Origin of the sequence: Caballeronia sp. LZ035, assembly GCF_031451175.1 — a bacterium.
Taxonomy (GTDB): Bacteria; Pseudomonadota; Gammaproteobacteria; order Burkholderiales; family Burkholderiaceae; genus Caballeronia.
In genome coordinates, this window is the sequence record NZ_JARUXS010000002.1 from 1,413,906 (window position 1) to 1,440,751 (window position 26,846).

Consider the following 26,846-nt stretch of genomic DNA (forward strand, 5'->3'; position numbering starts at 1 on the left):
CCGGCACGTCAGAAAGCGGCGATGCCGGTCATCGCGCGCCCGAGAATCAGCGCGTGAATGTCGTGCGTGCCTTCGTACGTGTTGACGACTTCGAGATTGACGAGATGGCGCGCCACGCCGAACTCGTCGCTGATGCCGTTGCCGCCGAGCATGTCGCGCGCGACGCGGGCGATATCGAGCGCCTTGCCGCACGAATTGCGCTTCATGATCGAGGTGATTTCGACCGCTGCGGTGCCTTCGTCCTTCATGTGACCCAGGCGCAGACAGCCTTGCAGACCGAGCGTGATTTCCGTCTGCATGTCGGCGAGCTTCTTCTGGATCAATTGATTGGCCGCCAAAGGCCTGCCGAACTGCTGGCGATCCAGCACGTACTGGCGCGCGCGATGCCAGCAATCCTCGGCCGCGCCCAATGCGCCCCACGCGATGCCGTAACGCGCGCTATTCAGGCACGTGAACGGTCCTTTCAGGCCGCGCACGTCGGGGAACGCGTTTTCCTCGGGGCAGAAGACTTCATCCATCACGATCTCGCCTGTGATCGATGCCCGAAGGCCGACCTTGCCGTGAATCGCGGGCGCCGACAGCCCCTTCCAGCCCTTCTCCAGTACGAAGCCACGGATCGCGCCTTCGTCGTCCTTCGCCCAGACGACGAACACGTCTGCAATCGGGCTATTGGTGATCCACATCTTGCTGCCCGAGAGCTGATAGCCGCCCGGCACCTTTCTCGCGCGCGTCGCCATGTTGCCGGGATCGGAGCCGTGATTCGGCTCGGTCAGCCCGAAGCAGCCGATCCATTCGCCGGCCGCGAGCTTCGGCAGATACTTCTGCCTGGTCGCCTCGTTGCCGAACGCCTCGATCGGCACCATCACGAGCGATGATTGCACGCTCATCATCGAGCGATAGCCCGAATCGACACGCTCCACTTCGCGCGCCACCAGACCGTAGCAAACATAGTTCAGCCCTGCGCCGCCGTAGGCTTCGGAGATCGTTGCACCCAGCAGTCCCAGTTCGCCCATCTCGCGAAAAATCTTCGGGTCGGTGCTTTCGTTGCGGAACGCTTCGAGCACGCGCGGCGCCAGACGCTCCTGGCAATACACCTGCGCAGACTCGCGGACCATGCGCTCGTCATCGGTCAACTGCTGGTCGAGGAGCAGCGGATCGCTCCATTGGAAGGTGGCCGACTTGTGTTGATTACTCATTTCATACTCGCAAGAGGTGGGTCGCGTGCGTAATTTATCGATGACACGTTGCTGTATCAAACGATTTGTTCGCATTGACCTGTGCGAAAATTGCACAGGTCAATCAACACCCCTCGTACACGGTCCTTCCATGCGCCGCAAGATTCCCTCCACTACCGCACTCGCCGCCTTCGAGGCCGCAGCGCGCCATCAAAGCTTCACCAAGGCAGCAGACGAGCTGGCTGTCACGCAGGGCGCAGTCTGCCGGCAGATCGGCGGGCTGGAAGATTTTCTGGGCCTCAAGCTGTTTCGACGCGACCGGCGCGGCGTAGCGCTGACCGAAGCGGGGCTCGCGTATAGCCGCAAGGTCGCTGCGCGCCTCAATGGCGTCGAGCAGGACACGCTCGAAATCATGGCGAAGGGGGGCCACGGCGGCACGCTCGAACTCGCCGTCGTGCCAACATTCGCAACCAAGTGGCTGCTGCCGAGATTGCCGCACTTCATTGCTGCGCACCCGGACATCACCGTCAATCTGACCGCGAACACACGGCCGTTTCTCTTCGGCGACACCGGGTTCGACGCGGCGATTCACGCAGGTGTCGCCGTCTGGCCGGGAACAGAGGGACGCTTCCTGATGAGCGAGACCTTGATCGCCGTATGCAATCCTTCGCTCATCGCGCCGCGCACGAAGCTCGGGCCCGCGGACTGGAAGCGCTATCCGCTTCTGCAGCAGAGCACGCGCCCGTACGCATGGCGCGACTGGTTCGCGTCACGCGGGCTTCAAGTGGAAGGGGCGATGTCGGGACCCAAGCTCGAGCTGTTCTCGATGCTTGCGGAAGCCGCCGTGTATGGCGTGGGCATTGCGCTCATTCCGCGCCTGCTCATCGAAGATGAACTGCGGCGCGGCGTGCTGGTGCCGGTGGTCAAGTACGAGCAGCTGAGCGACCGCACGTATTACTTTCTGTACCCGGAGCGCAAGTCAGAAAACGCGGCACTGACCGTGTTCCGCGACTGGCTGGAAAATCAGGCAGGCCAATATCGTGAATCGGCCGGGTTGAACTGACGTCCGCGAGCGTCGCCGCGACGCTTGCGGACGTCATGCCCGCTCAGACCGCGCCGACGAGTTGAGGGACGGCCGTGAACAGGTCGTCCACGAGGCCGTAGTCGGCCACGCTGAAGATCGGCGCTTCCGCGTCCTTGTTGATCACCACGATCACCTTTGAATCCTTCATGCCTGCAAGGTGCTGAATGGCGCCCGAGATGCCCACTGCGACGTAGAGCTGCGGTGCGACGATCTTGCCGGTCTGGCCAACCTGATAATCGTTCGGCGCGAAGCCCGCATCCACTGCCGCGCGCGAGGCCCCTAGCGCGGCGTTGAGCGTGTCGGCGAGCGGTTCGAGAACCTTCGTGTAGTTCTCGCCGCTGCCGAGGCCACGGCCACCCGAGACGATGATCTTCGCGCTCGTGAGTTCCGGACGGTCCAGCTTCGTGACCTCGCGGCTCACGAATTGCAAGAGCCCGCTGTCCGCTGCTGCATCAAGTGGTTCGATGGCGGCGTTGCCACCCACGGCCGCAACGGCGTCGAACGCGGTCGTGCGAACGGTGATGACCTTGACCGGGTCGGCGGACTGAACCGTGGCGATTGCATTGCCCGCGTAGATCGGGCGCTGGAACGTGTCCGGCGATTCGACCGACGTGATGTCGCTGATCTGCGCAACGTCGAGCTTCGCGGCAATGCGCGGCGCGACGTTCTTGCCCGCTGCCGTCGCGGGCGCCAGGATGTGCGAGTAGTGCTTCGCGATGGTCAGGACCGTGGCCTCGACGTTCTCGGCGAGACCTTGTTCGAGTTGCGGCGCGTCGGCGAGCAGCACCTTCGTGACGCCGGCAATCTTCGCCGCTGCATCGGCGGCGGCCTGCACGTGATGGCCCGCGACGAGCACATGCACGTCGCCGCCAATCTTCAGTGCTGCAGCGACCGTGTTCAGCGTCGCGGGCTTGATTGACTGATTGTCGTGTTCGGCAATAACCAGATTCGTCATCTTACGTTCCCGTCTTTATAGTACTTTCGCTTCGTTCCTGAGCTTCTCGACCAGCGCCGCGACGTCCGGCACCTTGATGCCGGCAGGACGCCTCGGCGGCTCCGCGACCTTCAGCGTCCTCATGCGCGGCGTCACGTCCACGCCGAGATCTTCCGGCTTCAGGGTTTCCAGCGGCTTCTTCTTCGCCTTCATGATGTTCGGCAGCGTCACATAGCGCGGCTCGTTCAGACGCAGATCCGTCGTCACCACGGCGGGCAGAGACAGCGACAGCGTTTCGGTTCCGCCATCGACTTCGCGAGAAACCGTGGCCTTCCCATTTGCGATCACGAGCTTCGAGGCAAAGGTGGCTTGCGGCAGATGCGCCAATGCGGCCAGCATCTGGCCCGTCTGATTCGCATCGTCGTCGATCGCCTGCTTGCCCAGGACGATCAACGCGGGCTGCTCCTTGTCCACGAGCGCCTTGAGCAGCTTTGCGACGGCCAGCGGCTGAAGCTCCGCGTCCGATGCAACATGAATGGCACGATCCGCGCCTATTGCCAGCGCGGTGCGCAAGGTTTCCTGTACTTGCGCGACACCGCACGACACGGCGACGACTTCCGTCGCCACGCCCGCCTCTTTCAGGCGCACGGCTTCCTCGACGGCGATCTCATCGAATGGATTCATCGACATCTTCACGTTCCCGGTATCGACACCGGATCCGTCCGACTTCACGCCGACTTTGACATTCGGATCGACAACCCGTTTTACTGCAACAAGGACTCTCATTTCGGCAAGTTCGTTTGATGGGTAAAGGCCGCGTTCTGCGCGGCCAGTGGGTGAGGTCGTTGACCTTCGACTTTTAGAAGCGGTGACGAATGGCGAGTCGGACGAGCACTTGCTTGTCGGTGGAGGAATCACCCAGATTGCTGATATTGGCGACAGCACTTCGTCCAAGCGAATTCGACCCGGAGGCGAGCTGGTAACCAATCGCTCCGTAAAGCTCGGTACGCTTCGACAGCACGTAGTTCGTCGCCCACGAGAACTGGTTGTAGTGCTGGTTGCCCGCGTCGCTATTACCTGCCTTTCCAACGGCCGTGGCCTTCAGGTAGTTGTAGTCCAGCCCCGACGAAAGGAACGGGGTGAACTTGTACGAGATGGCAAGATCGAAGTTATGAAATTTCGCTTCGCTCTTGAGAAAACTCGCGCCAAGATTTCCATATTCGGTGTTCGAGTACGAGCCTGCCACCGTCCACTTGTCAGTGAGCGCATAGCTGGCGGCGAACATCGCCACCTGGTATGACTGGGCAACCTGATAGCCCGAGTTGAGCGAACCACTCAGACTCGACGCGCCACTCTGGTTATCGGTGAAGAGGCCTCTGCCAGCCGTGGCCGTCGGGGTCTTGAAGAACTCGTAGGCTGCTGCAAGCTTGAGGCCACCCGTGGTATAGCCCGCGCCCAGCGAATAGCCGCTCTGCGACGTGAAATCGCCGGCCACACCGCCGAGGCTGTACAAACCGCCGAACGTGAAACCGTGAAACGACGGGCTCATGTAACGGATCGTGTTGTTCCAGCGGACGGAGTTTGCTGCGTTGTCCAGATCGCCCGGATGCACCGACGTCGGGCCACCCATCAGCGCATAGCCGGATATGAACTCGGGGAAGTAGAAGACCATGTCGTACTGACGGCCCACGGTCACGCTACCGTATTGCGCACTCTTGACGCCAACGAACACCTGGCGACCGAACATGGTTCCACCCTGCGCCGACTGCCCGTTGGGGATGTTGATGCCCGATTCAACGGTGAAGATAGCCTGAAGACCGCCGCCCAGATCTTCCGCGCCCGTGATACCCCAACGACTGCCGTACGGACCCGACAGCGAGTCCATCGACACCTTCTTTCCCCCACTCACGTTATTCTGATAATGCAGGCCTTCATCGAGAATACCGTACAGCGTCACCGAAGACTGGGCATGGGCAAGCAAGGGCATAACACCCAGAACGATCAAAGCTAACTTCTTCATCGTGAGTCTCCGTTTCCTTCTTTTTATTGAATTAGTATTACTACAAGTCAAATTCCATAAGAACCCATGCATGAGGAATGCATGAGTCGAGATCAAATGGATTTACACTTCGGAAGTGTTTCTTTCGACCTTCACCGGCACAGGTTTCAATCCCGGCCGGCAGAAACACGAGGCCCTTGTTGAGTCAGGCCGCGCCCTCGTACTTCTGGCCCATCGCCAATAGCTCCGGGGTGCCGATCATTTCATTGAGCGAGTCGAAATCGAGCATGCGGTTTTGCCAGGGCAACGTAGTGCGCTGTTGATGCAGGCTGCCGTAGTAATCGCGAAGCATGAATGCTGCCGCGCGCGCCGTGCCGCCCGGGAAGATCACGATCCGGAAGCCGATCGAGCTCAGTTCGTCGGCGCTCTTCACGGGCGTCTTTCCGCCCTCCACCATATTCGCGAGCAGCGGAATGCGGTGCGCAAAACGGTCGCATGCCGCCTTCATCTGCTCGGGCGTGCGCAGCGCTTCAATGAAGAGCGCATCGACACCACAATCGAGGTAGGCCTCGGCCCGTTCCAGCGCGTGATCGAAGCCTTCGACGGCCAGTGCGTCCGTGCGGGCGAGGATCAGGGTCTGCTCCGAATGGCGAGCGTCGAGCGCCGCATGCAGCTTGCCGCACATCTCGGCCGCCGGAATCACGCCCTTGCCGTTCAGATGACCGCAGCGCTTCGGGAAGGTCTGATCTTCCAGCTGAATCATCGCGGCGCCGGCGCGCTCGAAGGCGCGTACGGTGCGCTGCGTATTGAGCGCGTTGCCGAAGCCCGTATCCCCATCCACGATGACAGGCGTGTCGACGCGCTCGGTGATGCGCGCCAGCGTGTCGGCCACTTCCGTAGCGGTCGTCAGGCCCACGTCCGAGCGTCCCAGTCGCGTATAGGCAATCGATGCGCCTGACAGATACAGCGCGCCAAACCCCGCCTGCTCGGCAATCAACGCAGTGAACGCGTCATAGATGCCGGGCGCGAGCACCGCGTGATCTCCGCGCAGTTGGTCCTTCAAGTTCTTGTTTGTCATCTGCTTATCCCTGGATGTGTGCCGCAGCCGTCGCACCCGCTACCCAGCCGCCACCCACCGCGCTGAGCAGACCGTTGCCCGACAAATAGCCCCATACTTCATTGCCCGATACGCCGCGTGCGGCACCGCCGGCCGCCAACAAGTTCGGGAACGGCGAGCCATCGCCACGAAGCACGCGACAGTTCGCATCGATATCGAGGCCGCCCTGTGTATGGAACAGCGCGCCCGTTACTTTCACGGCATAGTAAGGGGCTTGAAGCGAGCGCTTGAATGTGCGGCCGAATGAATCGGTAGTGCCGTTGGCCATGCCATCGAGCGTGTTCTGCAGCGCTTCCACGTCGCAACCGATCAGCGCCGCCAGCGCGGGAACATCCTCGGCCATGCGTAGCGCTCCCGCTTTCTCGGCCTCGACGTAATCAGGGAAAGTGCGAGCGAGTGCCAGCACTGGTTCATCGAATACATTCCAGGCGATCGCTCCCGGCTGAGCGAGCACACCTGTCGCGGCCTCGGAATAGCCATTGTTCTCGTTATGAAAACGCTCGCCGCGTGCATTGATCTGCACACCGCCTTCCATCATCACGGCCCAGGTCATCAGGGCGCCCTGAGGCGTGATCCACGAGCCATGCCCCTGATAGCCACCCAGGTCCGCCATGCGCGCATCGAGCGCTGTTCCCCATGCGATCGCCGAGCCATCATTGCCGGTATGACCGCCGAACGTGGCATCGCTCATGGCCGGAAGCAGCTCACGCACCATGGCGACGTTACCGCCGAAACCGTTGCATGCCAGAATCAGGACGTCGCAAGCGACGTAGGCCATCGTGCCGTCTGGCGAGGCATAGCCGACACCCAGCACGCGATCGTTCTCGTCGAGCCAAAGCTCGCGCACGACCGATTCCACCAGCACGTCCGCCCCAGCGGCAGTGGCGGTCCGCTCCAGACACGCCATCAACGCCGCGCCCGTGCGCTCAGGCGTCGTATGCATACGCCGCGCGCGGTGGCCCGGATAGAGAAAGCCGTCGAGAATCTCAAGCTTGACGCCGAGCCGCTCGATAGCATCGATCGCGCCGGTTACGCCGCGCGTATAGGCCTGGACCAGATGAGCGGCCGCTTGTCCGTGGGTCTTCTCCGTCACGTCCTCTGCGAAAAGGCCTTGGGAATCCTCAATGCCCAGTTCGCGCTGAAGGCGTGTCTCGGCCGCCGGGATGAAGCCAGAGGACAGCGCGGTCGAGCCCGAAGGCACGGCATCGCGTTCGAGCAAGAGACAATCGATACCTGCCTCGCGCAGTCGAATGGCCGAAGTCAGGCCGCATGCGCCCGACCCGACGATAACCGCAGGAACGAAAGGCGTGTCTTCCTGCATCCCGGAAGCACGGACAATACGTGCAGGATGTTCAGCGAAATCGAATGTCATCTCAGAGTTCCTTGTGCGCTTTGCCGAACCGGCCTCGCAATTGATTGAGCAAACCGCCGGCAGCCACCATGTCGAGCAGAAATGGCGGAATGGGCTCGCATTCCAGCGTGTGGCCGTCTGCGCGCTGCACCACGGGACTCGTTCCTTCGAGGCTCAGACTCACGGATTCACCATCACGCAGAAGCTCGGCGTCCGCACAGGTGACGAGCAGCAGTCCGAGGTTGAAGGCATTGCGAAAGTACAGCCCGCTGAACGATGGCGCGATGACCGCTCTCACCCCCAGCCGCACGAGCGCACCCGCCGCCTGTTCGCGGGATGAACCGATGCCGAAGTTCGCACCCGCCGCGATGACGTCACCCGGGCGAACTTCCGCGGCGAATTCCGGACGGACCACTTCGAGGCAGTGAGGCGCAATGCCTTCCAGACCCAGTTTCATGTATGCGCCGGGAGCCAGCTGGTCCGTATCGATATCGGCGCCGACCGCCCATACACGCGCGTTGCGCAAGGTATTCATGCCAGCACCTCGCGAGGGTCCGTGATACGACCGCGCAAAGCGGAGGCAGCCACCGTATAGGGAGAAGCCAGATACACCTGCGCACTCGCCGATCCCATGCGCCCCTTGAAATTGCGCGCCGTGGTCGCGATGACGTTCGCATCGTCCGGGATGCTTCCGCCATAGCCGGAGCACGCACCACAAGCCGTGGGCAGCACTTCGGCGCCCGCTTGTCGCAGCACATCCATCACGCCTTCCGCTTCGGCCTGTTGCTGATCCTTCATGCTGGCAGGCGCGACCATCAGGCGTACGCCGGACGCCGCGCGCTGACCGGCCAATACTTTTGCCGCCGCACGCAGATCGTCGAGTTTGGCGCCGGTGCACGCCCCGATGTAGGCCGCCTGCACGGACACATCCTGATAGGCATCGACTGGACGGGTGTTGGCCGGGCTATGAGGCGCCGCCACCTGAGGCGGCAGTTCGGCGGCATTGAAGCGGTGCGTGGTCGCCTCGGCCCCTTCGTCGCTTTGCCACTGATCGACCTCGATCTCATCCACACCGACACCGCGCAGCCACTCGCGCGTGGTTTCGTCCGCTGCGATGAGTCCCACCTGAGAACCCATCTCCGCACTCATGTTCGACAGGGTCATGCGCTCCTGCATCGACAGCGCGCGCACGGCCTCGCCGCAGAACTCGATAGCTTGATACTTGCCGCCGTTCATGCCGAACCGGGCGATCATGTGCAAGGCCATATCCTTGGCCGTCACGCCGTCGGACAAGCGGCCGTCCCACTGCATGCGAATCGTCTCCGGGACGCGCACCCATATCTCTCCGGTGACGACGACCCCGAGCATTTCGGTACTGCCGACGCCAAACATATACGCGCCGAACGCACCGCCGGTAGGCGAATGCGAATCGCCGCCGACGCAGAACATGGAAGGCCGGATGTGCCCCTTCTGCGGAAGGACCACATGGCAGATGCCTTCGCTGTCGTAGACGTTGGGCAGTTGTTGCTCGGTCGCCCATTCGCGTGCGATGCGCACGATGCGACGCGAATCGTCATCCTGCGCAGGCACATAATGATCGAGGACAAGGACGATCTTCGACTTGTCCCATACTTGCGCGCCCAATTCTTCCAGCATGGGTTTCAGGCGACGCGGTCCGGAAGAATCGTGGAACATCGCAAGATCAACCTTGCAATTGACGATTTCTCCCGGCGTGACATGTGAACGGCCGCTGGCCCGGGCAATCAGCTTCTGGGCCAAGTTAGCAGGAAGAGTCATATGAATCGAAAACGTCTCTGATCGGTGGCGCTTCTCTCCGGCGCCTTGGTTGAGGCTGAGCTAGCTTGACATCGACTGGATCGACTGCTTCACGGCGAGATCTCGCCCTCCGAAACGCGCGCGTCGATATCGCCAAACTGGGTCAATTCCATTTGATATTCGTAACGATCCGGCCGGTACAAACCGTGCAGCAACTGCACGGGTCGATCATGACTGTCGTACACCAGCCGCCGGACCGATAACAGCGCCGCGCCAATGGCGACGTCCAGTTCCGCGGCAACCGTTGCATCCGCCTGACTCGCCGAGATCGTCTGGCGCACCCGCCCCCATTCCACGCCGGACTCTTCCAGCAGTTGAAGAACCGGCTTGCGCGCGACATCGGCACGTGTGAAGCCCGCGGCACGCTCGACAGGCAGATAGGTCGTGATGAAGGACACCGGACCGGCACTGCTGCTGCGCGCGCGCACGATCTTTCGCACCTGTTCGCCTTCCGCGATCTGCAGCGCTTGAGCCAGCGCAGGCGACGCCCGGATCACGCTCCACTCCAGCACCTTGATCGAGGTTTTCCGGCTGGCCTGGACGATGTTGTTCAGCAGGCCGCCCAATCTCAAGTTGACGTTGTCGCCCTGCGCGGCCGTCTCTTGCTCGGCACGCGGCGCCGGCCACGTACCACGGCCGGCTTCACGAACGATCAGGTTCTCGTTGACCAATTGCTCCAGCGCACGGCGCACGGTGACACGGCCTACGCTGAACTGTTGTGCCAGATCCTTCTCAGGCGGAACGCCATCGTTGTACAGGCCTTCATCCAGCTTCTGCCGAAGGACCAGGTAGATCTGATGGTATTTCGGAAGAGGCAGGGAACCCATGGCCGGTTTTGCCGCCGCGCCGGGCGACGTACGTGCCTGCGTGTTGCGTTTCACTTGGAATTCCCGGTAAGTCCGCGAACGCGGCAGTCGCATGTGAGACTGCGAACGCTTGCGAAATAGTTTATTGTTCCAACGATAGGACAGCTTTGCTAGACTGTCAAGCAGGGACAACGCAGATCGTCTTTGAACAGGAGGAGACACATGGAGTATCTCGATCGACTCGGCACGTTCGGTGCCGAGCTTCACTACGCGAGCCTTCCTCAAAAGGTACGCGAGCAGCTGGGATGGGTATTGGTTGACACGCTGGGCGCCATCGTCGGCGGCTCGGCGGAACCTGAACTGCGCGCGATGGCGCAACGCACGTCTCACGGCAATGGGGCGACCTTGATCGGCCTCGGTGCACAGGCCAGTCCGATGGAAGCCGCGCTGATCAACGGCACGGCCGGGACCTTCCTCGAAATGGATGAGGGAAACCGTTTCTCGCGGGGTCATCCGTCCATTCACGTGCTTCCGGCCGTGCTCGCACTGAGCGAGACTCAAGGCGCGGACGCGCATCGCTTTCTCGCAGCGCTCGCGGTCGGCTATGAAATTGGCTCGCGCTTCGGCGCTTCCGCGCAGTTGCGCGACGCCATGCATGTACACGGGACATGGGGCACGCTCGGCGCGGCAGCGGGCAGTGCGCGCGTGTTCGGTGCGGATGCCGGCGGCATGCGCGAGAGCGTCAACGTGGCATCGTCCATGACCATCGCCACGTCGAAGAAAACCATGTTGCAAGGCGGTCTGGTTCGCAATGTGTATGCAGGCCTTTCCAACAGCAACGGACTGCTGGCTGCACAACTCGTGCTGTGCGGCTTCCAGGGCGAGGCGGATGGTCCCGCCTCACTGTTCGGCGAGATCGTTTCCGAGCGTTACGATCAGGCCACGCTGCTTCGCGGACTCGGCGAAGAATGGCATCTCATGCAGAACTACTTCAAGCTGCATTCGTGCTGCCGCTATAACCACGCCACGCTGGATGCACTCGATCTTCTTGCAGAGCGCGGCGATCTTCCCGCAGCAGCCGATATTGCGTCGATCGACGTGACCACCTACAAGTACGCGGCCGAACTCACCGATCCTGCGCCGCGCAACACGCTGGGTGCGAAGTTCTCGGTGCCCTTCGCGGTGGCCACGCGCATCGTCAATGGCAGCAGCGGTCTGCCCAGTTTCACGTATGACGCGATACGCAACCCGGACGTGCTCGCGCTCGCGTCCAGGGTGTCGGTCATTCACGATCCTGCCATGACGGCCCGGTTGCCGCACGAACGTCCCGCGCGGGTTGGCGTGGTCGACAGGAACGGTCGGAGGCACGAGGCCGAAGTCAGCTTCAATCGCGGCGACGACATATCGCCCTACACGACGCAGGAACTCTCCGGCAAGTTCCTCGACCTGTGCGAGCGCGTCTGGCCGCGTGCACATGCCGATGCGCTGCTCAACAGCACGCTGACGCTGGGTGATGCGAAAGCAGGCGATACGGCAAGCATCCGCAACTGGCTGGAACTGCTGCGCCGCCCGGCCCCTCAATAACCCACCATGACGAGTCTGGCACTGCACGGCATTGCTCCAACGTTCGATAGAACATTGCGCAGGTTCGCACCGTCAAATGTTCTATTGACAGGATAATAAAGCACTCGCATCATGCCCGTAACGTATTCCTCGTGCGCTCTGTCCGCCTGACAGGCAGGCAATCTGCGTGATCTCTGAAGAACCTATCACTCAAGACTTTCGCATGCAAACTTCTGACAAGACCGCCCGCCAACTGTTCGAAGAGTTCAAGGCGAACCCCACGCGCAAGCGCTTCGGCTTTGGCCGGATGCCCGCTCTGATCAACGTCGATCCGCAGAAGGCCTACACGAGCGTCGGCGAATTCCCGACGGCCTACGAGACCGACCCGAAGCAGATGGAGTACACGAATCAGCTCGCCGCCGCGTTCCGCGCCAAGGGCTTCCCGGTCGTGTGGACGTATGTGGCCTACATGGACTCGGGCGAGGACTGCGGCATCTGGGGCACGCGCAGCAACACGCCGGACTCGCTGCAAAACATCAAGGTGGGTTCGGCGCGTTCCGAGTTCGATCCGCGTCTCGAGATCGACCCGAAGCGGGACATCATCGTCAACAAGCGCATGGCGTCGGCGTTCTTTGAAACGAACCTGTCTTCGGTCTTCACGTTCCACGGCGTGGATACCGTGATCGTCACCGGCGGCTCGACGTCGGGCTGCGTGCGCGCCACCGTGGTAGACAGCCTGCAACGCAGCTTCCGCACCATCGTTGCCGAGGAATGCGTGGCCGACAAACACGAAAGCCCGCACTTCGCGAACCTGTACGACATGGCAGTGAAATATGCCGATGTGTTGTCCGTTCACGAGATTCTCGAATCCGTCGCCAGGATTCCGGCCAAGGAAGCATGATGAAGCGCGATCCGAATTTCTACGACTACCTGCCGTACGATGCGCGGCCCAGGATCGAATGGCCGAACGGTGCCCGGGTGGCCTTCTGGGTTGCGCCGAACGTCGAATTCTACGAACTGAATCCGCCGCGCAATCCGTCGCGCGCCGCATGGTCGAGGCCTGCCCCGGACGTGCAGAACTACGCTTATCGCGACTATGGCAATCGCGTGGGCTTCTGGCGCATGCTCGATGTGATGAAACGCTGCGGCATGCGCGGGTCGGTGTCGCTCAACGTCGCCATGTGCGAGCATCATCCCGAAGTCATCGCGGCTTGCGCGGAGAACGGCTGGGAGTTCTATTCGCACGGCACGTATAACACGCGCTACCTGATGGGCATGGACGAGGCGCAGGAACGCGCGGTCATCCAGGATTCGATCGATACGATCAGGAAGCACACGGGCCAGAAACTCGACGGCTGGCTGGCTCCTGCGTTGACGTACACGGACCGCACGATGGACCTCGTGGCAGAAATGGGTCTGACCTACGTATGCGACCTGTTCCACGACGACCAGCCGGGTCCGGTGAAGACGGCGAATGGCAAGCTTGCCTCCATTCCCTATTCGCTCGAAATGAACGACACCATCGTTTATAACGTGAATCAGGTGTCGCCCCGCCGTTACGGCGACATCATCAAACGCCAGTTCGACCGCCTGTATCGCGAAGGCGAAAAGTCGGGCACGGTGATGTGCATTCCGCTACATCCCTACCTGATCGGCCAGCCGTATCGGCTCGCCGCCTTCGAAGAAGCGCTGCAGTACATCACGAGCCATGACAAGGTGTGGCTCGCTACCGGCCGCGAGATCGCCGAGCACTTCAACACCCACTACTACGACGCCTTCGCAAAGGCAGCGCACGCGGTCGGAGAAGCACGATGAGTCTGGACAAGGAATATCTGGAGTACCCGCTGCGCCGCTACGGCATGGACCACGAGCGTTATGACTGGTCGATGCTTCCGCAGCGTCCCGGCGTCAGCTGGGGTAATGGAAACCGTGTGGCGCTCTGGATCGTCCCGGCTCTCGAATGGTTCCCGCTGAACATGCAGGGCAAGCCGTTCAAGCCGATGGGCGCGATGCAGACCGCGTACCCCGACTTCCGCCACTACACGCTGCGTGACTATGGGAACCGCGTAGGCATCTTCCGCATCATGGAAGCGCTCGGGCAACATGGGCTCAAGGCAAGCGCCGCGATGAATGCGGCCGTGGCTACGCGTTATCCTGCCCTGGTGAAAGCCTGTGTCGATCGCGGCTGGGAGATCATCGCCAACGGCCTCGACATGGATCACATCCATCACGGCGGCATGAGCGAGGACGAGGAGCGTGCATTGATCACGACGTCGCTCGATATTTTGCGCAAGGCTTCGGGTCAGCCGGTTCGCGGCTGGCTGAGTCCCGCCAAATCGGAGTCGTGGCATACCCCGGATCTGCTCAGGGAAGCGGGCGTCGACTACTTGTGCGACTGGGTCAACGACGACATGCCGTATGCCATGAACACGCGCGCCGGCCAGATCCATGCGATGCCGCATCCGATCGACCTCGACGATGCGACCATTCTGGTTCAGAACCACCACACTGAAGACGACTTCCGCGATCAGCTGATCGACCAGTTCGACGTGCTCTACAAGGAGTCGAGCGCGGATGACGGGCGGGTGATGGCGATCTCCCTGCATCCATGGGTGATCGGTCAGCCGTATCGTATTCGTGCCCTCGAAGAAGCGCTGGCTCACATCACGCGTCATCGCGGTGTGTGGTCGGCAACGGGCAGCGACATCCTCGACGCCTGGAAGACCGGACAGCCCGCCTGATGAACCACGCCAGTGAGCAACGGCACTGGCGTTTCCCCCCATTTCCATGACCGAATCCAAAAACAGGGTACGCCGCGTTCTCGTGGTCGTACCGTTCGCCATGAGCCAGGAGAATCTGGCGCTGCGCGAATCGCAATTGCAAGGCCTGCAATTCGGCGACGACATTCGCTTCGAATACCGCGCGGTCAAGTCGGGCCCGGCGAACTACGCGAGTCATCACGACTTCGCGCTGGCCGACGTGGCGAATTTCGAAGCCGGTTGTCGAGCGCAGGAAGAAGGCTACGACGCGGTGTGTATCGACACGATGAGTGATTCGGGTGTCCACGCACTGCGTTCGGTTCTCGACATTCCGGTATTCGGCCCCGGCAAGGCCTCGATGCTTGCCGCGCTGATGCTGGGCGACAAGTTCTCGATCCTCACCATGGCGAGTCACTGGAAGCCCTTGTACAAGAAGGCGCTCGACGAACTCGGCATGCATCACAAGTGCGTGTCGGTGCGTGCAATCGAAGCCGCCACCAACAATCAAAGTCTGCTATCGGGTAAGGAAGACGAGGTGTATCCGCGCCTGCTCGAAGCGGCGATGAAGGCGGTCGAAGAAGATGGTGCCGAATGCCTGATTCTCGGTTCGACCACGATGCATCAGTCGCACGCATGGCTGCAACCGCGTCTGCCGGTGCCGATCATCAATCCGGGTCCGCTCTCGTACAAGATCGTGGCTTCGATGCTCGACCTGAAACTGAAGCACAGTGCGGTGGGTTATCCCCGTCCGCAAAACCCGCGTCTGGAGATGTTGAGCGCGATGCTCGATGCAGGCGCAAAGAGTCTGGCGGGCGGAACCTCATAGCCTCACTGCATTGATTATCCATTGCCTCGACGTTCTTTATCGCGCGCGAGTTTTTGCCGGGATGCCGGTCGCCGCGAGCGTTACCTGACGGATGCAGAGAAGGAGACAAACGATCGATTCATGCTGGCTGATCGCGTGTGAGAAGCGCGTATGGGCTGGAACGTCGATCGTTGGCTGCACCGTGTAGTACAGGTCTATCAAAATTCCAAGGAAGCTTTTATGAGCTATGTTGCAGAATCCCCGTCCGCACAGGGCACGAAACCCGTGAAGTGGATGGCGCTACAAATAACCGTCGTCATTCTTTGTACGGTCATGAACGCGCTCGATGGCATGGACTTGCTGATCGTGTCCTACATCGCTCCTGCCATGGCTTCGGATTGGCATATCAGTCTTGCGCAACTCGGCGTCGTGTTTTCAGCCGGCATGACCGGCATGGTGCTCGGCTGTATCGTCGTGGCGCCCTTTGCTGACTCGTGGGGACGTCGCCCCATCATTCTGCTGGCGCTCGTGTTGATGACCTTGGGCTCGCTGGGTTCGGGGCTGACCCACGATCTCACCATCTTCTCGGCAATGCGTGTCCTGACGGGTCTGGGGCTGGGTACGCTGCTCGCTTCCGTTGGCGCGCTGGTTGCCGAATATGCGCCGCCGGGCCGTCGCAGCCTTGCGGTCGGTCTCTTCCAGGCGGGTTATCCCATCGGCGCCGTGCTGACGGGTATCGCGGCGATTTTCGCCATACCGGCGTTTGGCTGGCAGGCCACGATGCTCGGCGCGGCGGTGATCACGCTGGTCCTGCTGCCCATCGTGTGGATCGCGTTGCCGGAGTCGGTCGCGTTTCTCGAAGCACGTCAACCGAAGGACGCGCTCCAACGCTCCAACGCCCTGCGTGCACGTCTGGGCATGCAGCCGATCAGCGCACTGCCCGCACGCAGTCAGAGCGGGAATCTGCCGAAGCCGCGCGATCTTTTCAGCGCGGAACTGTTCAAGGGAACGATTGCCCTGTGGATGGCGACCTTCCTGAGCTATGGCGTGCTGTACTTCCTGATGAGCTGGATTCCAAAGATTTCCGTGATGGCCGGCCTGAGTCAATCCGATGCGATCTGGGCAGGCGCCCTGACGAACCTCGGCGGTGTCTTCGGCGATGTCATCATTGGCTACCTTGCGATTCGTCGCGACATCGGCAAGCTGATCGCCCTGTTCTTCTTCGTCTGCTCGGGCATGATGATGCTGTTTGTTCAGCACATGCCCCTTGCCGCTACGCTTCTCACTGCGTTCGGCATGGGCTTCACGCTCATGGGCGGCTTCAGCGGCTTCTACTCCCTCGCGGCACTGATTTATCCTGCACGTCTCCGTAGCTCGGGGATCGGCTGGGCAGGGGGTTTTGGCCGCTTCGGCGCTATCCTGGGACCGATGGTCGGCGGCGCGCTGCTTGCAGCCAACACCCCGCTGTCAACGACGTTTGGCTACTTCGCGGTTCCGCTCGTCATCTCCGGCGGCTTCGCTATCCTGGCGACGTACTTCGGTCCGAAGGCTACGGACTGATTGCTGGATCAATCCTTGTAAGGGCGTCAGGGACGATGTTTCAAGGATGGCGGCGCGCAGGCGCCGCCACTCTCCGCCTTCGAGCCGTTTTCCAGTCATCAGACCGCGACTGCGCTCTCATGCCTGGCCACAACCTCCGCCTCATCCTTCAACGCTCTCTTCACCGAAGCCCGCGCTTCAATGCGTCCGATATACGCATTCAAATTGGCCAGATGATCGAGCTTCACGCCTGAGCGTTCATGCCACATCGTCGCCCAGACATAGGCATCGGCGACAGTGAACTGTTCGCCGGTGAGATAAGACCGCCCATCCCCGAGCATCGCATCCAGCTTCGCATAAGCCTTGAGCAGCTTGTTGACATTGAACGCGATCCCTTCCGGCGTCATCAGCTTGCGCATCAGCGGAATGTGTTTCTGCGCGATCTCCGTCGCGACGAAGGTCAAAAGCTGGTCCATGCGCGCGCGTTCGGGCGTACCGTGCTTCGGAATCAGCCCCGACTCCGGATGCTGATCGGCGATATATGACGCAATGATGATCGTCTCCGTAAGCGGCTCGTCCTCACCGTCCAGCACCAGCGCCGGAACATACAACAGCGGATTGATCCCGGCAAAATCCGACCCGTCCGACGTCGTCTTGCCAAACACATCAAAATGCACGAGCTCGGGCGCAAGATTCAATTCGTTGAAAACGGCTTGCACGGCGAGCGAACAGGTAGCACGGGCGATATAGAGCTTCATGGCAGATCTCGAATGAGTAAAGGGAGTTGGGTTAGCAAGCGTGGTTGTCTGCCGTCCCGTTGGAAACAAGTATCGCGAGATTCGAAGCCCGGATAAACGACGTCACAAGCGCCGCACCGTCGCTCGTGCGGAGACAATCACCGTCATCTCCGGCATGATGCAAAAGCTAGAATCACGCGTTTTTTCAGCAAAAGGACCGTGAAATGACCGAGCGCACGGATGCACCGATCAACGAGATAGCCGTCTTCGTCGCGGTCGCGCAGACCGGTAGCTTCACGCGCGCTGCCGAAGAACTGGGCAACAGCAAGTCCAACGTCGGCAAGGCCGTGCAACGACTGGAAGCCAGGCTCGGCACGCGTCTCTTCCAGCGCACGACGCGCGCGGTGCGTCTCACCGAAGACGGCGAGACCTATCTGCAGGCCGCGCGCGATGCCCTCGACGGACTGCGCGAAGCCGAACAACAGCTCGCAGCGCGCCGTTCGGAGCCGGTCGGGCGCGTGAAAATCGACGTGCCCGCGGGCTTCGGCCGCCTGCTTTTGCCGAGCTTCCTCGACCTGCGCGTCAAACATCCAAAAGTGACGCTCGAAGTAGCGCTGACCGATCGCATGTCCGATCCGATCGGCGAGGGATGGGACGTGGTGGTCCGCATCGGCGCTCTGCCGGAAGACAGCGAGCTGACCGTGCGCAAGCTGTGCGACCTGCGGCTCGGTCTGTATGCATCGCCGGACTATCTCGCACGCAAGGGCACGCCCACTGACCTCGATCAATTGAGCGACCACGACGCCGTCATCTTTCGCGGACCCATGGGCCGGTTGCGGCCCTGGACCTTGCGTCATGGCGCATCGACGAAAGAGTTAGCGCCGCCGGCGGTCCTGGTGCTGGCCGACGGACAGGCGCTCGTCGAAGCCACCGTGGAAGGTTTCGGCATCGCGCAGATCTTCGATCGCGTCGCCCTGCCGCATGTCCGCGCGGGCAGGCTCGTGCACGTTCTGCCCGAAGCCGATGTCGACGGCCCGCCCGTTCACGCCATCATTTCGCTGGGTCAGAAGATGGCGGCCAAAACGCGCGCCGTCGTCAACCACCTTGCCGAGACCTTGCAATACAGCGGCGAGTGAATAGCACGACCCTCTCCTCAATCCACCAACGCGGGTTCGCGTGCGGCTTCGGCAGCATGCGCAGGCACCGGCAACTGCGGACGACGTCCACGTCGATCGCGCAACGGCCTGGCGCCGGAGAGCTTGCGCAGGATCACGTAGAACACCGGCGTCAGCATGAGACCGAAGAAGGTCACGCCGAGCATGCCGAAGAAAACGGCGATACCCATCGCGCGACGCATCTCGGACCCCGCGCCAGTCGAGATTACGAGCGGCACGACACCCATGATGAAAGCGATCGACGTCATCAGGATGGGCCGCAGACGCAAGCGCGATGCCTCGATGGCCGCCTGCACGATCGAGCGTCCCTGCATCTCCAGTTCACGCGCGAATTCGACGATCAGGATCGCGTTTTTCGCCGACAATCCAACCAGCACCATCAAGCCGATCTGCGTAAAGATGTTGTTGTCGCCACGCGTGAGCCACACGCCGGCCAGCGCGGAGAGAATGCTCATCGGCACGATCAGCAGAATGGCGAGCGGCAGCGTGACGCTTTCGTACATCGCGGCGAGCACGAGGAACACGAGCAGCACGCTGATCGGGAAGACCCAGAACGCGGCATTGCCGGTCAGGATCTGCTGATAGGTGAGATCGGTCCATTCGAACTTGATGCCGCGCGGAAGCGTCTGGCTCGCGATGCGCTCGACCGCCGCCATCGCCTGCCCTGACGAATAACCCGGCGCCGGACCGCCGTTGATATCCGCAGCAAGAAAGCCGTTGTAGCGCACCACCATCTCCGGACCATAGGTCGGCGTCACCGTCACGAGTGAGGAAAGCGGCACCATCTCGCCGCGTTCGTTGCGCGTCTTCAGTTGCAGGATGCTGTCCGCGTTGGCGCGGAACGGCGCATCGGCCTGCGCGCGCACCTGATAGACGCGGCCGAACTTGTTGAAGTCGTTCACGTAGAGCGAGCCAAGATAGATCTGCATCGTGTCGAAGACATCGGTGACGGACACGCCCAGCTGCTTCGCCTTCTCACGGTCGAGCGCCACGTTCAGCTGCGGCACGTTGATCTGATAGCTCGAAAACGACGGACCCAGTTCCGGCGCCTTCGCCGCCGCCGCGAGAAACGCTTGCGTGGCCCGATTGAGCGCCTCGTAACCCAGCGCACCGCGATCCTGGATCTGCAGCTTGAATCCGCCGATTGTGCCCAGTCCCTGCACCGGCGGCGGCGGGAACGTCGCGATGGCCGCCTCCTTGATCTGACCATACTGCCGGTTCAGGCCGGCGACGATATCCGCGCCCTTCTCGCCCTGGCCGCGTTCCTTCGAAGGCTTCGCGACCGAGAACACCAGACCGCTGCTCGACGAGTTCATCAGCCCCGTTACCGACAAGCCCGGAAACTCCGGCGTGTGCAGAATCCCCGGTTGCTTGCGGGCGATCTCGCCCATCTGATCGACCACCTTCTCGGTCCTGTCAAGCGATGCGCCCGGCGGCAACTGCAGGATGCTGACGAAATAATCCTTGTCCTGCGCCGGCACGAAGCCGCCCGGCACGAGCTTGCCGACCAGGACGGTCGCGCCGAGCAGCACGCCATACACGACCATCATCGCGAACTTGCGCCCGATGATGCCGCCGACACCCTTGCCATAGCTTTCCGAGCCGCGCTGGAACACCTTGTTGAAGAGCCTGAAGAACGGCCCGAGGACGCGGTCCATCGCACGCGTGAGGGCGTCTTTCGGCGCGTGGTGATCCTTCAGCAAAAGCGCGGAAAGCGCCGGCGACAAGGTGAGCGAGTTGAACGCGGAGATCACCGTCGAGATGGCGATGGTCATCGCGAACTGCTTGTAGAATTGCCCCGTGAGACCCGACATGAACGCGAGCGGCACGAACACGGCCACCAGCGTCAGCGCAATGGCGATGATCGGTCCGCTGACCTCGCGCATCGCTTCATACGAGGCTTCGAGCGGCGAGAGTCCTGCCGCGATGTTGCGCTCGACGTTCTCCACCACGACGATCGCGTCATCCACGACGATGCCGATGGCGAGCACCATGCCGAACAGCGACAACGCGTTGATCGTGAAGCCGAACGCGAGCATCAGCGAGAACGTGCCGACGATCGACACCGGCACGGCCAGCAGCGGAATCAGCGACGCGCGCCACGTCTGCAAGAACACGATCACCACCAGCACGACGAGAATGATCGCCTCGAAGAGCGTATGCACCACGGCGTCGATGCTCTCGCGCACGAACTGCGTCGGGTCGTAGACGATTTCCGCTTTCACGCCGTCAGGCATGTCCTTCTGCATCTCGGCGGTGAGCTTGCGAATGTCGTCGGAGATTTGCAGCGAATTCGCGTTGGGCTGCTGGAACAGGATGATCTGCACCGCCTTCTTGCCGTCGATGCCCGCGCGCAGCGCGTATTCCGACGCGCCCAGCTCCACCCGCGCGACATCGCCGAGATGCGTCACCGCGCCATCGGGCGAAGTCTTCAGGATGATGCGGCGGAATTCGTCTTCGGTCTTGAGCCGTCCTTGCGCGTTCACGCTGAGTTGCAGCGGCACGTGGGTCGTCATCGGCGCGCCGCCCACGATACCCGCCGCGACCTGCACGTTCTGCTCGCGAATCGCCTTCACGACATCGGTGGCCGTGAGGTTCTGGCGCGCCACCTTGTTCGGGTCGAGCCATACGCGCATCGAGTAATCGCCCGAGCCCCACAGCACGACTTCACCGACACCGGGCACCTGCGCGAAGCGATCCTTGATGTTGATGAGCGCGTAGTTGCGCAGATAGGTGAGGTCGTAGCGATCGTTCGGCGACACGAGATTCACGCCCATCGTCAAGGTGGGCGATGACTTCACGGTCGTCACGCCGAGCCGCTGCACATCCTGCGGCAGACGCGGCAAGGCTTGCGACACGCGGTTCTGCACGAGCTGCTGCGCCTTGTCCGGATCGGTGCCGAGCTTGAACGTCACGGTCGTCGTCAGGTTGCCGTCGCTGTTCGCTTGCGACTGCATGTACAGCATGCTTTCGACGCCGTTGATCTGCTCCTCGATGGGCGCCGCCACCGTCTCGGCGATCACCTTCGGATTGGCGCCCGGATACTGCGCACGCACCACCACGGAAGGGGGCACGACTTCGGGATACTCGGCCGTCGGCAGCTTCGTGAGCGCGATGAGCCCGGCGAGCAGGATGACCACCGAGAGCACGGCCGCGAAGATCGGCCGGTCGATGAAAAATCGGGAAATGTTCATGAAGTGCCTCTGGATCCCTTTGCCTGTGCGAGTGCTGGTGATGGCCACGAGTATGGCGACGGCCCGAGCGCGGATAAACGCGCGATCGGGCGACGCTCTGGCGCTTCACACGAGACAATCGAGATCTGCTTCAAGCGGCTTGTTTCATGCGCTGAAGCACGGCAACGAGTTCCCCCGGGTCGGGGCGTTGCGTGTAGTCGGGGCTGACTTCGGCGTATGCAATCGTGCCGTCCCGGGCAATCACATAACGCGCGGGCATCGGCAGGGTCCAGCTCGGTTCGCCGTTGATGGCGGGCAGATCGACCTTGAAGCCCTTGTACGCATCGATCAGTTCGTCCTGCAGCCGGAAGCGGATACCGAAGGCATCGGCCGTCTTGCCGCCTTCATCCACGAGGATCGGATAGCTGAGCTTGTTCTGACGTTGCGACTTCAGGCTGTTGTCCGCGCTCTGCATCGAGAGCGACACGAGCGTCGCGCCGAGCGCGCGGATCTCGTCCGCCACTTCTTCGATAGCCTGCAAGTCGAGATTGCAGTACGGACACCAGACGCCGCGATAGAACGTGACGACGAGCGGCCCTTGTTCGAGCATGTCCGTCGACGAAACGCGCTCGCCCTCGGCCGTGGTGAGTGTAAAGGTCGGCGCAGGGTCGCCCACTTTGAGCGATCGTTCGGCCTGGCCGCTTGCCACCAGTTCGGCGGTGGTCCGGTGAAAGATGTCGACGACTTCGCGCGGTGCAACCTTGCTTTCGAAGTGCGATTTGAAGGCATCCAGTTTTGCTTGCAGTGTCATGTTCCGCTCCTGATTGACTCGCCGGTGCTGGCGTGAAGCAATAGTGATTCATTCGCACGATGGCCGGTAGAATGCGTATATGACTTTCACTTATTCGCCCAACAAATGAATGACAAGCTGTCGACGCTGCGACTTTTCGTGCGGGTGGCCCAGACATCGAGCTTCAGCCGGGCCGGACGCGAACTCGGTCTGAGCCAGCCGTCGGTATCGCGGCAGATCGCCGAACTGGAGGCGGACGTCGGCACGACGCTCTTTACTCGAAGCACGCGGGCCGTGAAGCTGACCGACGCCGGCGCCGACTATCTGACGCGCGTCGAAGCGATTCTCGAAGCGCTCGAAGAGGCCGATCACGTGGCGCGCGGCAGTTCGGAGTTGCGCGGGCAGCTGCGCGTGGCGCTGTCGACGAGCTTCGGCATTCGCGAAGTGATTCCGCGCATCGGCCGGTTCATGGCCTTGCATCCGGCGCTGCATGTCGAGCTGCTGATGGCGGACGATCGCCAGGACCTGATTGCCGAAGGTGCGGACGTCGCGATTCGTTTCGGCACGCTGCCGGATTCGAGCGCGCGATCGCGCTTGCTGGGGCGTTCCGCCCGCTTGCTGGTGGCCGCGCCGAGTTATCTGGCAAATGCAGGCCGCCCGCTCGAACCCGCCGATCTGAGCGATCACGCGTTCGTGCTTGGGCCGTCGAGCGTGGCGTCGCTGGGCTGGACGCTCAGGAAGGATGGACGCGAGGTTTCGTTTCGCGGCGAGGGGCGTTTTGCGACTTCCGTGAACGAAGGCGCGACGGCCGCGGCGGTTGCGGGGCTGGGAATACTGACGGTGGGTTATTGGGGATGCCGGAACGAAATCGCCGATGGACGGCTCGTGCAGGTTCTGGAGGACTGGGCGCTCGATCCTGTCGAGGTTCACGCGGTGTTTCCGCCGGGCCGGGGTTCACGGCCTGCCGCACGTGCGCTGGTCGATTACCTCGTGGAGGAAGTGGCGCCGATTTCTGTCGAGAGAGCTTAAGACCCGCGTCGTACGCTTGGCAGAAGACTTGCTATAAAGTCCGCCACATCAGATCCCTCATGGTCCATTCATGCCAAGACCGTCGTTCTCAACTCAGCTTCTCACGCTCTGGACGCTCATCGCCGTGCTCTGCGGCCTGCTGAGTGTCGCGGTATGGCTCATGTTGTCGTCGGCGCTGGGTGAGCGCGTCGTGACCGCGAAGCAGCAGGCGGCGGCCGCCTGCACAGCGGTTGCGTCGCGCTATGACCTGTCGATGCAACGCCCCGGCGAAACCAACGTCGACCTGATGCACGCCGTGCTCGATCTCGTGCTGATCCAGACCGAAGGTATCGAAGGCGGCTTCTGGACCAGTGAACCGCCGTCGACTGCGTCGAATGGCTTCATTGCGTATGCCTTTCCCACCTATGGCGGCAGCGGCGTCAAGCGCGACATTCCCGAAGCCGAGACGCCGCTTATTCTGCGCGCGCTGAAGAGCGCATCGAGTGCCGGACAGTTGCAGTCGGATATCGTATCGAGCGGTAGCGACGCCACGCTCGCCGTCGCCTGTCCGGTGCCGCGTCACGCAGACCTGCTCGCCTGGACGCTCACGCGCGCCCGCCCGCCGCTCGGACCTTATGGCGAGCGCGCCAGCGCCATCCTGGCGGGCGTGCTGGCCGTCATCGTCGTGCTGGCGCTGTTCCTGGCGCTGACGCTCAGGCGATGGAGACGCAACCTCACCCGGCTGGAACATGCGCTCGCACCCGATAGCGGCTTCGAGCAGGGCAAGCGGCTCGAGCGTTTCGGCGAGCGCGATCTTGACCCGATCGTCGATGCGCTCAACCGCTACGGCGAGCGCGCCGAGCGACTCAAGCGCGACGCCACGGCATTGAACCAGCAACTCGCACAGGCCGAGCGCTTCAGCACGCTGGGCAAGATGGCGGCGCAGATCGCGCATGAAATTCGCAACCCGGCGGGCGCGATGCGACTCAAGGCCGAGAACGCGCTGGCCGGCGATGCGGCACGTCGGGAAGCCGCGTTGAAGACGATCATCGAGCAGGTGGGACGCATCGAGTTGCAGGTGACGAGCCTGCTGGCCCTGACGCAATCGGTGACGGTCCACGCCCGTGAGGTCGATCTGCGCGCTTGGCTCGACGATATCGTTCATACGCACGAATCGCACGCTGAAAGCAGGCACGTGACGCTCAGCGCCGAAGTCGCGCCAGACCCGACGCAGCCGGTGTTCGATCCCGCGCAACTGGCGCGCGCGCTCGACAACCTGCTCGTGAACGCGCTCAGGCATACGCCCTCGGGATCGAACGTGATGGTTCGCGCGTACCGGACCGTGGCGGAAGGAAGTGAACGGCTCAGGCTCGAAGTCATCGATAATGGTCCCGGCGTCAGCCCCGCTGAACGAGAGCGGATCTTCGAGCCGTTCGTGACGGGCCGCCCCGACGGATCGGGCCTCGGTCTCGCCGTCGTGCGTGAGATTGCGTCGGCGCATGGCGGCCGCGCCTGGCTTGCGGAAGATTCGAACGTGACACGCTTTGTGATCGACTTGCCATGGCGACCATCCTGATCATCGACGACGACGACGCGTTCCGCGAAGGCCTCGCGGAAACCGTGCAGGACCTGGGCTACGCGGCGTCCGAAGCGCGTTCCGGCGACGACGCGTTCGCGCAATTGCGCCGCAGTCCCGCGCCCGACTGCATCTTTCTCGACTTCCGCTTGCCGGGCGCGGACGGTCTCGTCGTGCTGGAGAAGCTGCGCAACACACCGGGGCTACAGACCGTGCCGGTCGTGATGCTCACCGCGCACGCAACCAGCGACAACACCATCGGCGCGATGCGGCTCGGCGCGTTCGAACACCTGACCAAGCCGGTTGGACGCGACGAGATTGCCGCGCTGCTGAAACGCATTCTGTCGGCGCGGGTCGAGACGCCGGCCGCGAGCGTATTCGCCGACGAGGCGCGCTCCCATGAGCCGCAACTCCTCGGCGTGAGCGAGGCCATGCGTGAGGTGCAGAAGCGCCTCGGCCGCGCGGCCAGTGGCAATTCCACCGTATTGATCACCGGCGAAACGGGGACCGGCAAGGAGATCGCGGCGCGCGTGCTGCACCGTGCGTCGGCGCGGGCGAGCGGTCCGTTCGTCGCGGTGAACTGCGCGGCCATTCCCGACGACCTGCTCGAAAGCGAACTCTTCGGGCACGGCAAGGGCGCGTTCACGGGCGCACAGAGCGATCGGCGAGGACGGGTCGAAGAGGCGCATGGCGGTACCCTCTTTCTCGATGAAATCGGCGACATGCCGCTTTCCATGCAGGCCAAACTCCTGCGCGTGCTTCAGGAGCGGCAAGTCACGCCGCTGGGCACGAGCCGGATCGTGACGGTGGATGTGCGCGTGGTCGCCGCCACGCATCGCGATCTCGCTGCGATGGTCGAGACGGGCGCGTTCCGGCAGGACCTGCTGTTCCGGCTGAACGTGATTCCATTGCACATGCCGCCGCTGCGCGAACGCGTCGCCGATATCCTGCCGCTTGCCGAGCATTTCCTGGCGAGGGCATCGACCGATATCGCGCGCAAGCATCTTTCCGCCGATGCGCAGCGCCTGCTCGCCACGTTTGCGTGGCCGGGCAATGTGCGGGAGCTGGCCAATGCGATCGAACGAGCCAGCGCGCTTGCGCCCGGGCCGGTGCTGACGCGTGATGACTTCGCGTTTCTGATCGCGACGCGAGATGGAGTGGATGACGCAATTCCTGCTGCGCTGCTCGACCTTTCCCTGCCGCAAGCGGTGGCGCAACTGGAGCGCGCGCTGATCGTTCATGCGCTGTCGGCGTCCGGCGGCAATCGCGCCGAGGCGGCGCGGAGGCTCGGCATCAGCCGGCAGTCGCTCTATACGCGGATGGCGGCGCTGGGCATGTCCGAGGCTTCCGCGTGAAGCGTTCAAGCGTCAAGTAACCGGACAGGTGCTGTCGGGTTACTTGACACCTCCACACGGCTCG

Annotated in this window: 23 protein-coding genes; 11 read left to right on the top strand and 12 right to left on the bottom strand. The window is 62.4% G+C overall.

Translation table 11 applies throughout. The features are described 5' to 3' along the window. Positions 1-8: 8 nt before the first annotated feature. A complete protein-coding gene (locus QCE88_RS22085; protein WP_309906108.1) occupies positions 9-1,196 on the bottom strand; it encodes an acyl-CoA dehydrogenase in 1,188 nt (395 codons plus the stop codon). Between the two features lie 130 nt (positions 1,197-1,326). Here QCE88_RS22085 and QCE88_RS22090 point away from each other — a divergent pair, with 130 nt between their 5' ends. Next, positions 1,327-2,238, top strand: coding sequence for a LysR family transcriptional regulator (locus QCE88_RS22090; RefSeq protein ID WP_309906109.1), 912 nt, complete (start codon positions 1,327-1,329; stop codon positions 2,236-2,238). Positions 2,239-2,281: 43 nt separating this feature from the next. Here QCE88_RS22090 and QCE88_RS22095 read toward each other — a convergent pair whose 3' ends face one another. The 8 genes from QCE88_RS22095 to QCE88_RS22130 all read right to left on the bottom strand — a co-directional run bounded on the left by QCE88_RS22095 (position 2,282) and on the right by QCE88_RS22130 (position 10,323). After that, positions 2,282-3,214 carry an FAD-binding protein gene (locus tag QCE88_RS22095; protein ID WP_309906111.1) on the bottom strand — a complete coding sequence of 311 codons (933 nt, stop codon included), beginning with the start codon at positions 3,212-3,214 and terminating at the stop codon, positions 2,282-2,284. Positions 3,215-3,229: 15 nt separating this feature from the next. Beyond that, positions 3,230-3,979, bottom strand: a complete 750-nt coding sequence (locus QCE88_RS22100) for an electron transfer flavoprotein subunit beta/FixA family protein (protein WP_309906113.1) — start codon at positions 3,977-3,979, stop codon at positions 3,230-3,232. A 73-nt stretch (positions 3,980-4,052) separates the two neighbouring features. Continuing rightward, positions 4,053-5,213, bottom strand: coding sequence for a porin (locus QCE88_RS22105; RefSeq protein WP_309906114.1), 1,161 nt, complete (start codon positions 5,211-5,213; stop codon positions 4,053-4,055). Between the two features lie 184 nt (positions 5,214-5,397). Then, positions 5,398-6,270: an oxaloacetate decarboxylase gene (locus QCE88_RS22110; protein WP_309906116.1), complete on the bottom strand. Its 873-nt coding sequence runs from the start codon at positions 6,268-6,270 to the stop codon at positions 5,398-5,400. A gap of 4 nt (positions 6,271-6,274) precedes the next feature. Next, positions 6,275-7,681, bottom strand: a complete 1,407-nt coding sequence (locus QCE88_RS22115) for an FAD-dependent oxidoreductase (protein ID WP_409018182.1) — start codon at positions 7,679-7,681, stop codon at positions 6,275-6,277. A gap of 1 nt (position 7,682) precedes the next feature. Then, entirely contained in the window at positions 7,683-8,195 is a 513-nt protein-coding gene (locus QCE88_RS22120; protein WP_309906118.1) for a 3-isopropylmalate dehydratase, read from the bottom strand. Further along, positions 8,192-9,457, bottom strand: a complete 1,266-nt coding sequence (locus tag QCE88_RS22125; RefSeq protein ID WP_309906120.1) for a 3-isopropylmalate dehydratase large subunit — start codon at positions 9,455-9,457, stop codon at positions 8,192-8,194. Before QCE88_RS22125 ends, QCE88_RS22120 begins: the two co-directional genes overlap by 4 nt. Before the next feature lie 89 nt (positions 9,458-9,546). Continuing rightward, positions 9,547-10,323: a GntR family transcriptional regulator gene (locus QCE88_RS22130; RefSeq protein ID WP_309906567.1), complete on the bottom strand. Its 777-nt coding sequence runs from the start codon at positions 10,321-10,323 to the stop codon at positions 9,547-9,549. 201 nt (positions 10,324-10,524) lie between these two features. Here QCE88_RS22130 and QCE88_RS22135 point away from each other — a divergent pair, with 201 nt between their 5' ends. From QCE88_RS22135 to QCE88_RS22160, 6 genes are all read left to right on the top strand, one after another. Then, positions 10,525-11,886, top strand: a complete 1,362-nt coding sequence (locus QCE88_RS22135; RefSeq protein WP_309906122.1) for an MmgE/PrpD family protein — start codon at positions 10,525-10,527, stop codon at positions 11,884-11,886. Positions 11,887-12,088: 202 nt separating this feature from the next. Continuing rightward, a complete protein-coding gene (locus QCE88_RS22140) occupies positions 12,089-12,766 on the top strand; it encodes an isochorismatase family protein (protein ID WP_309906124.1) in 678 nt (225 codons plus the stop codon). Further along, positions 12,763-13,680, top strand: coding sequence for a polysaccharide deacetylase family protein (locus QCE88_RS22145; RefSeq protein WP_309906126.1), 918 nt, complete (start codon positions 12,763-12,765; stop codon positions 13,678-13,680). The genes QCE88_RS22140 and QCE88_RS22145 overlap by 4 nt, the downstream gene beginning before the upstream one ends. After that, complete coding sequence (locus tag QCE88_RS22150) at positions 13,677-14,606, top strand: polysaccharide deacetylase family protein (RefSeq protein WP_309906128.1); 930 nt, start codon at positions 13,677-13,679, stop codon at positions 14,604-14,606. The genes QCE88_RS22145 and QCE88_RS22150 overlap by 4 nt, the downstream gene beginning before the upstream one ends. A 46-nt stretch (positions 14,607-14,652) precedes the next feature. Beyond that, entirely contained in the window at positions 14,653-15,450 is a 798-nt protein-coding gene (locus QCE88_RS22155) for an aspartate/glutamate racemase family protein (protein WP_309906130.1), read from the top strand. A gap of 150 nt (positions 15,451-15,600) precedes the next feature. After that, positions 15,601-16,989, top strand: coding sequence for an MFS transporter (locus tag QCE88_RS22160; RefSeq protein ID WP_309906131.1), 1,389 nt, complete (start codon positions 15,601-15,603; stop codon positions 16,987-16,989). A gap of 98 nt (positions 16,990-17,087) precedes the next feature. On the opposite strand, the gene QCE88_RS22165 is transcribed toward QCE88_RS22160, so the two are convergent. Next, complete coding sequence (locus tag QCE88_RS22165) at positions 17,088-17,795, bottom strand: glutathione S-transferase C-terminal domain-containing protein (RefSeq protein WP_309906133.1); 708 nt, start codon at positions 17,793-17,795, stop codon at positions 17,088-17,090. A gap of 134 nt (positions 17,796-17,929) precedes the next feature. On the opposite strand from QCE88_RS22165, the gene QCE88_RS22170 reads away from it, so the two are divergent. Continuing rightward, positions 17,930-18,841 (top strand): LysR family transcriptional regulator, encoded by a 912-nt coding sequence (locus QCE88_RS22170; protein ID WP_309906135.1) that lies wholly within the window; start codon positions 17,930-17,932, stop codon positions 18,839-18,841. 17 nt (positions 18,842-18,858) lie between these two features. Here the strand turns inward: QCE88_RS22170 and QCE88_RS22175 are convergent, their stop codons facing one another. Continuing rightward, on the bottom strand, positions 18,859-22,074 hold the full coding sequence (locus QCE88_RS22175) for a multidrug efflux RND transporter permease subunit (RefSeq protein WP_309906137.1): 3,216 nt from the start codon (positions 22,072-22,074) through the stop codon (positions 18,859-18,861). A gap of 130 nt (positions 22,075-22,204) precedes the next feature. Beyond that, the gene (locus QCE88_RS22180) at positions 22,205-22,864 is read right to left on the bottom strand and encodes a peroxiredoxin-like family protein (protein ID WP_309906139.1); all 660 of its coding nucleotides are present in this window, start codon (positions 22,862-22,864) and stop codon (positions 22,205-22,207) included. A gap of 105 nt (positions 22,865-22,969) precedes the next feature. On the opposite strand from QCE88_RS22180, the gene QCE88_RS22185 reads away from it, so the two are divergent. From QCE88_RS22185 to QCE88_RS22195, 3 genes are all read left to right on the top strand, one after another. Then, positions 22,970-23,872 (top strand): LysR substrate-binding domain-containing protein, encoded by a 903-nt coding sequence (locus tag QCE88_RS22185; protein WP_309906140.1) that lies wholly within the window; start codon positions 22,970-22,972, stop codon positions 23,870-23,872. Between the two features lie 70 nt (positions 23,873-23,942). Further along, positions 23,943-25,427, top strand: coding sequence for a HAMP domain-containing sensor histidine kinase (locus tag QCE88_RS22190; protein WP_309906142.1), 1,485 nt, complete (start codon positions 23,943-23,945; stop codon positions 25,425-25,427). After that, positions 25,412-26,782: a sigma-54 dependent transcriptional regulator gene (locus QCE88_RS22195; protein WP_309906144.1), complete on the top strand. Its 1,371-nt coding sequence runs from the start codon at positions 25,412-25,414 to the stop codon at positions 26,780-26,782. Before QCE88_RS22190 ends, QCE88_RS22195 begins: the two co-directional genes overlap by 16 nt. Positions 26,783-26,846 lie beyond the last annotated feature (64 nt).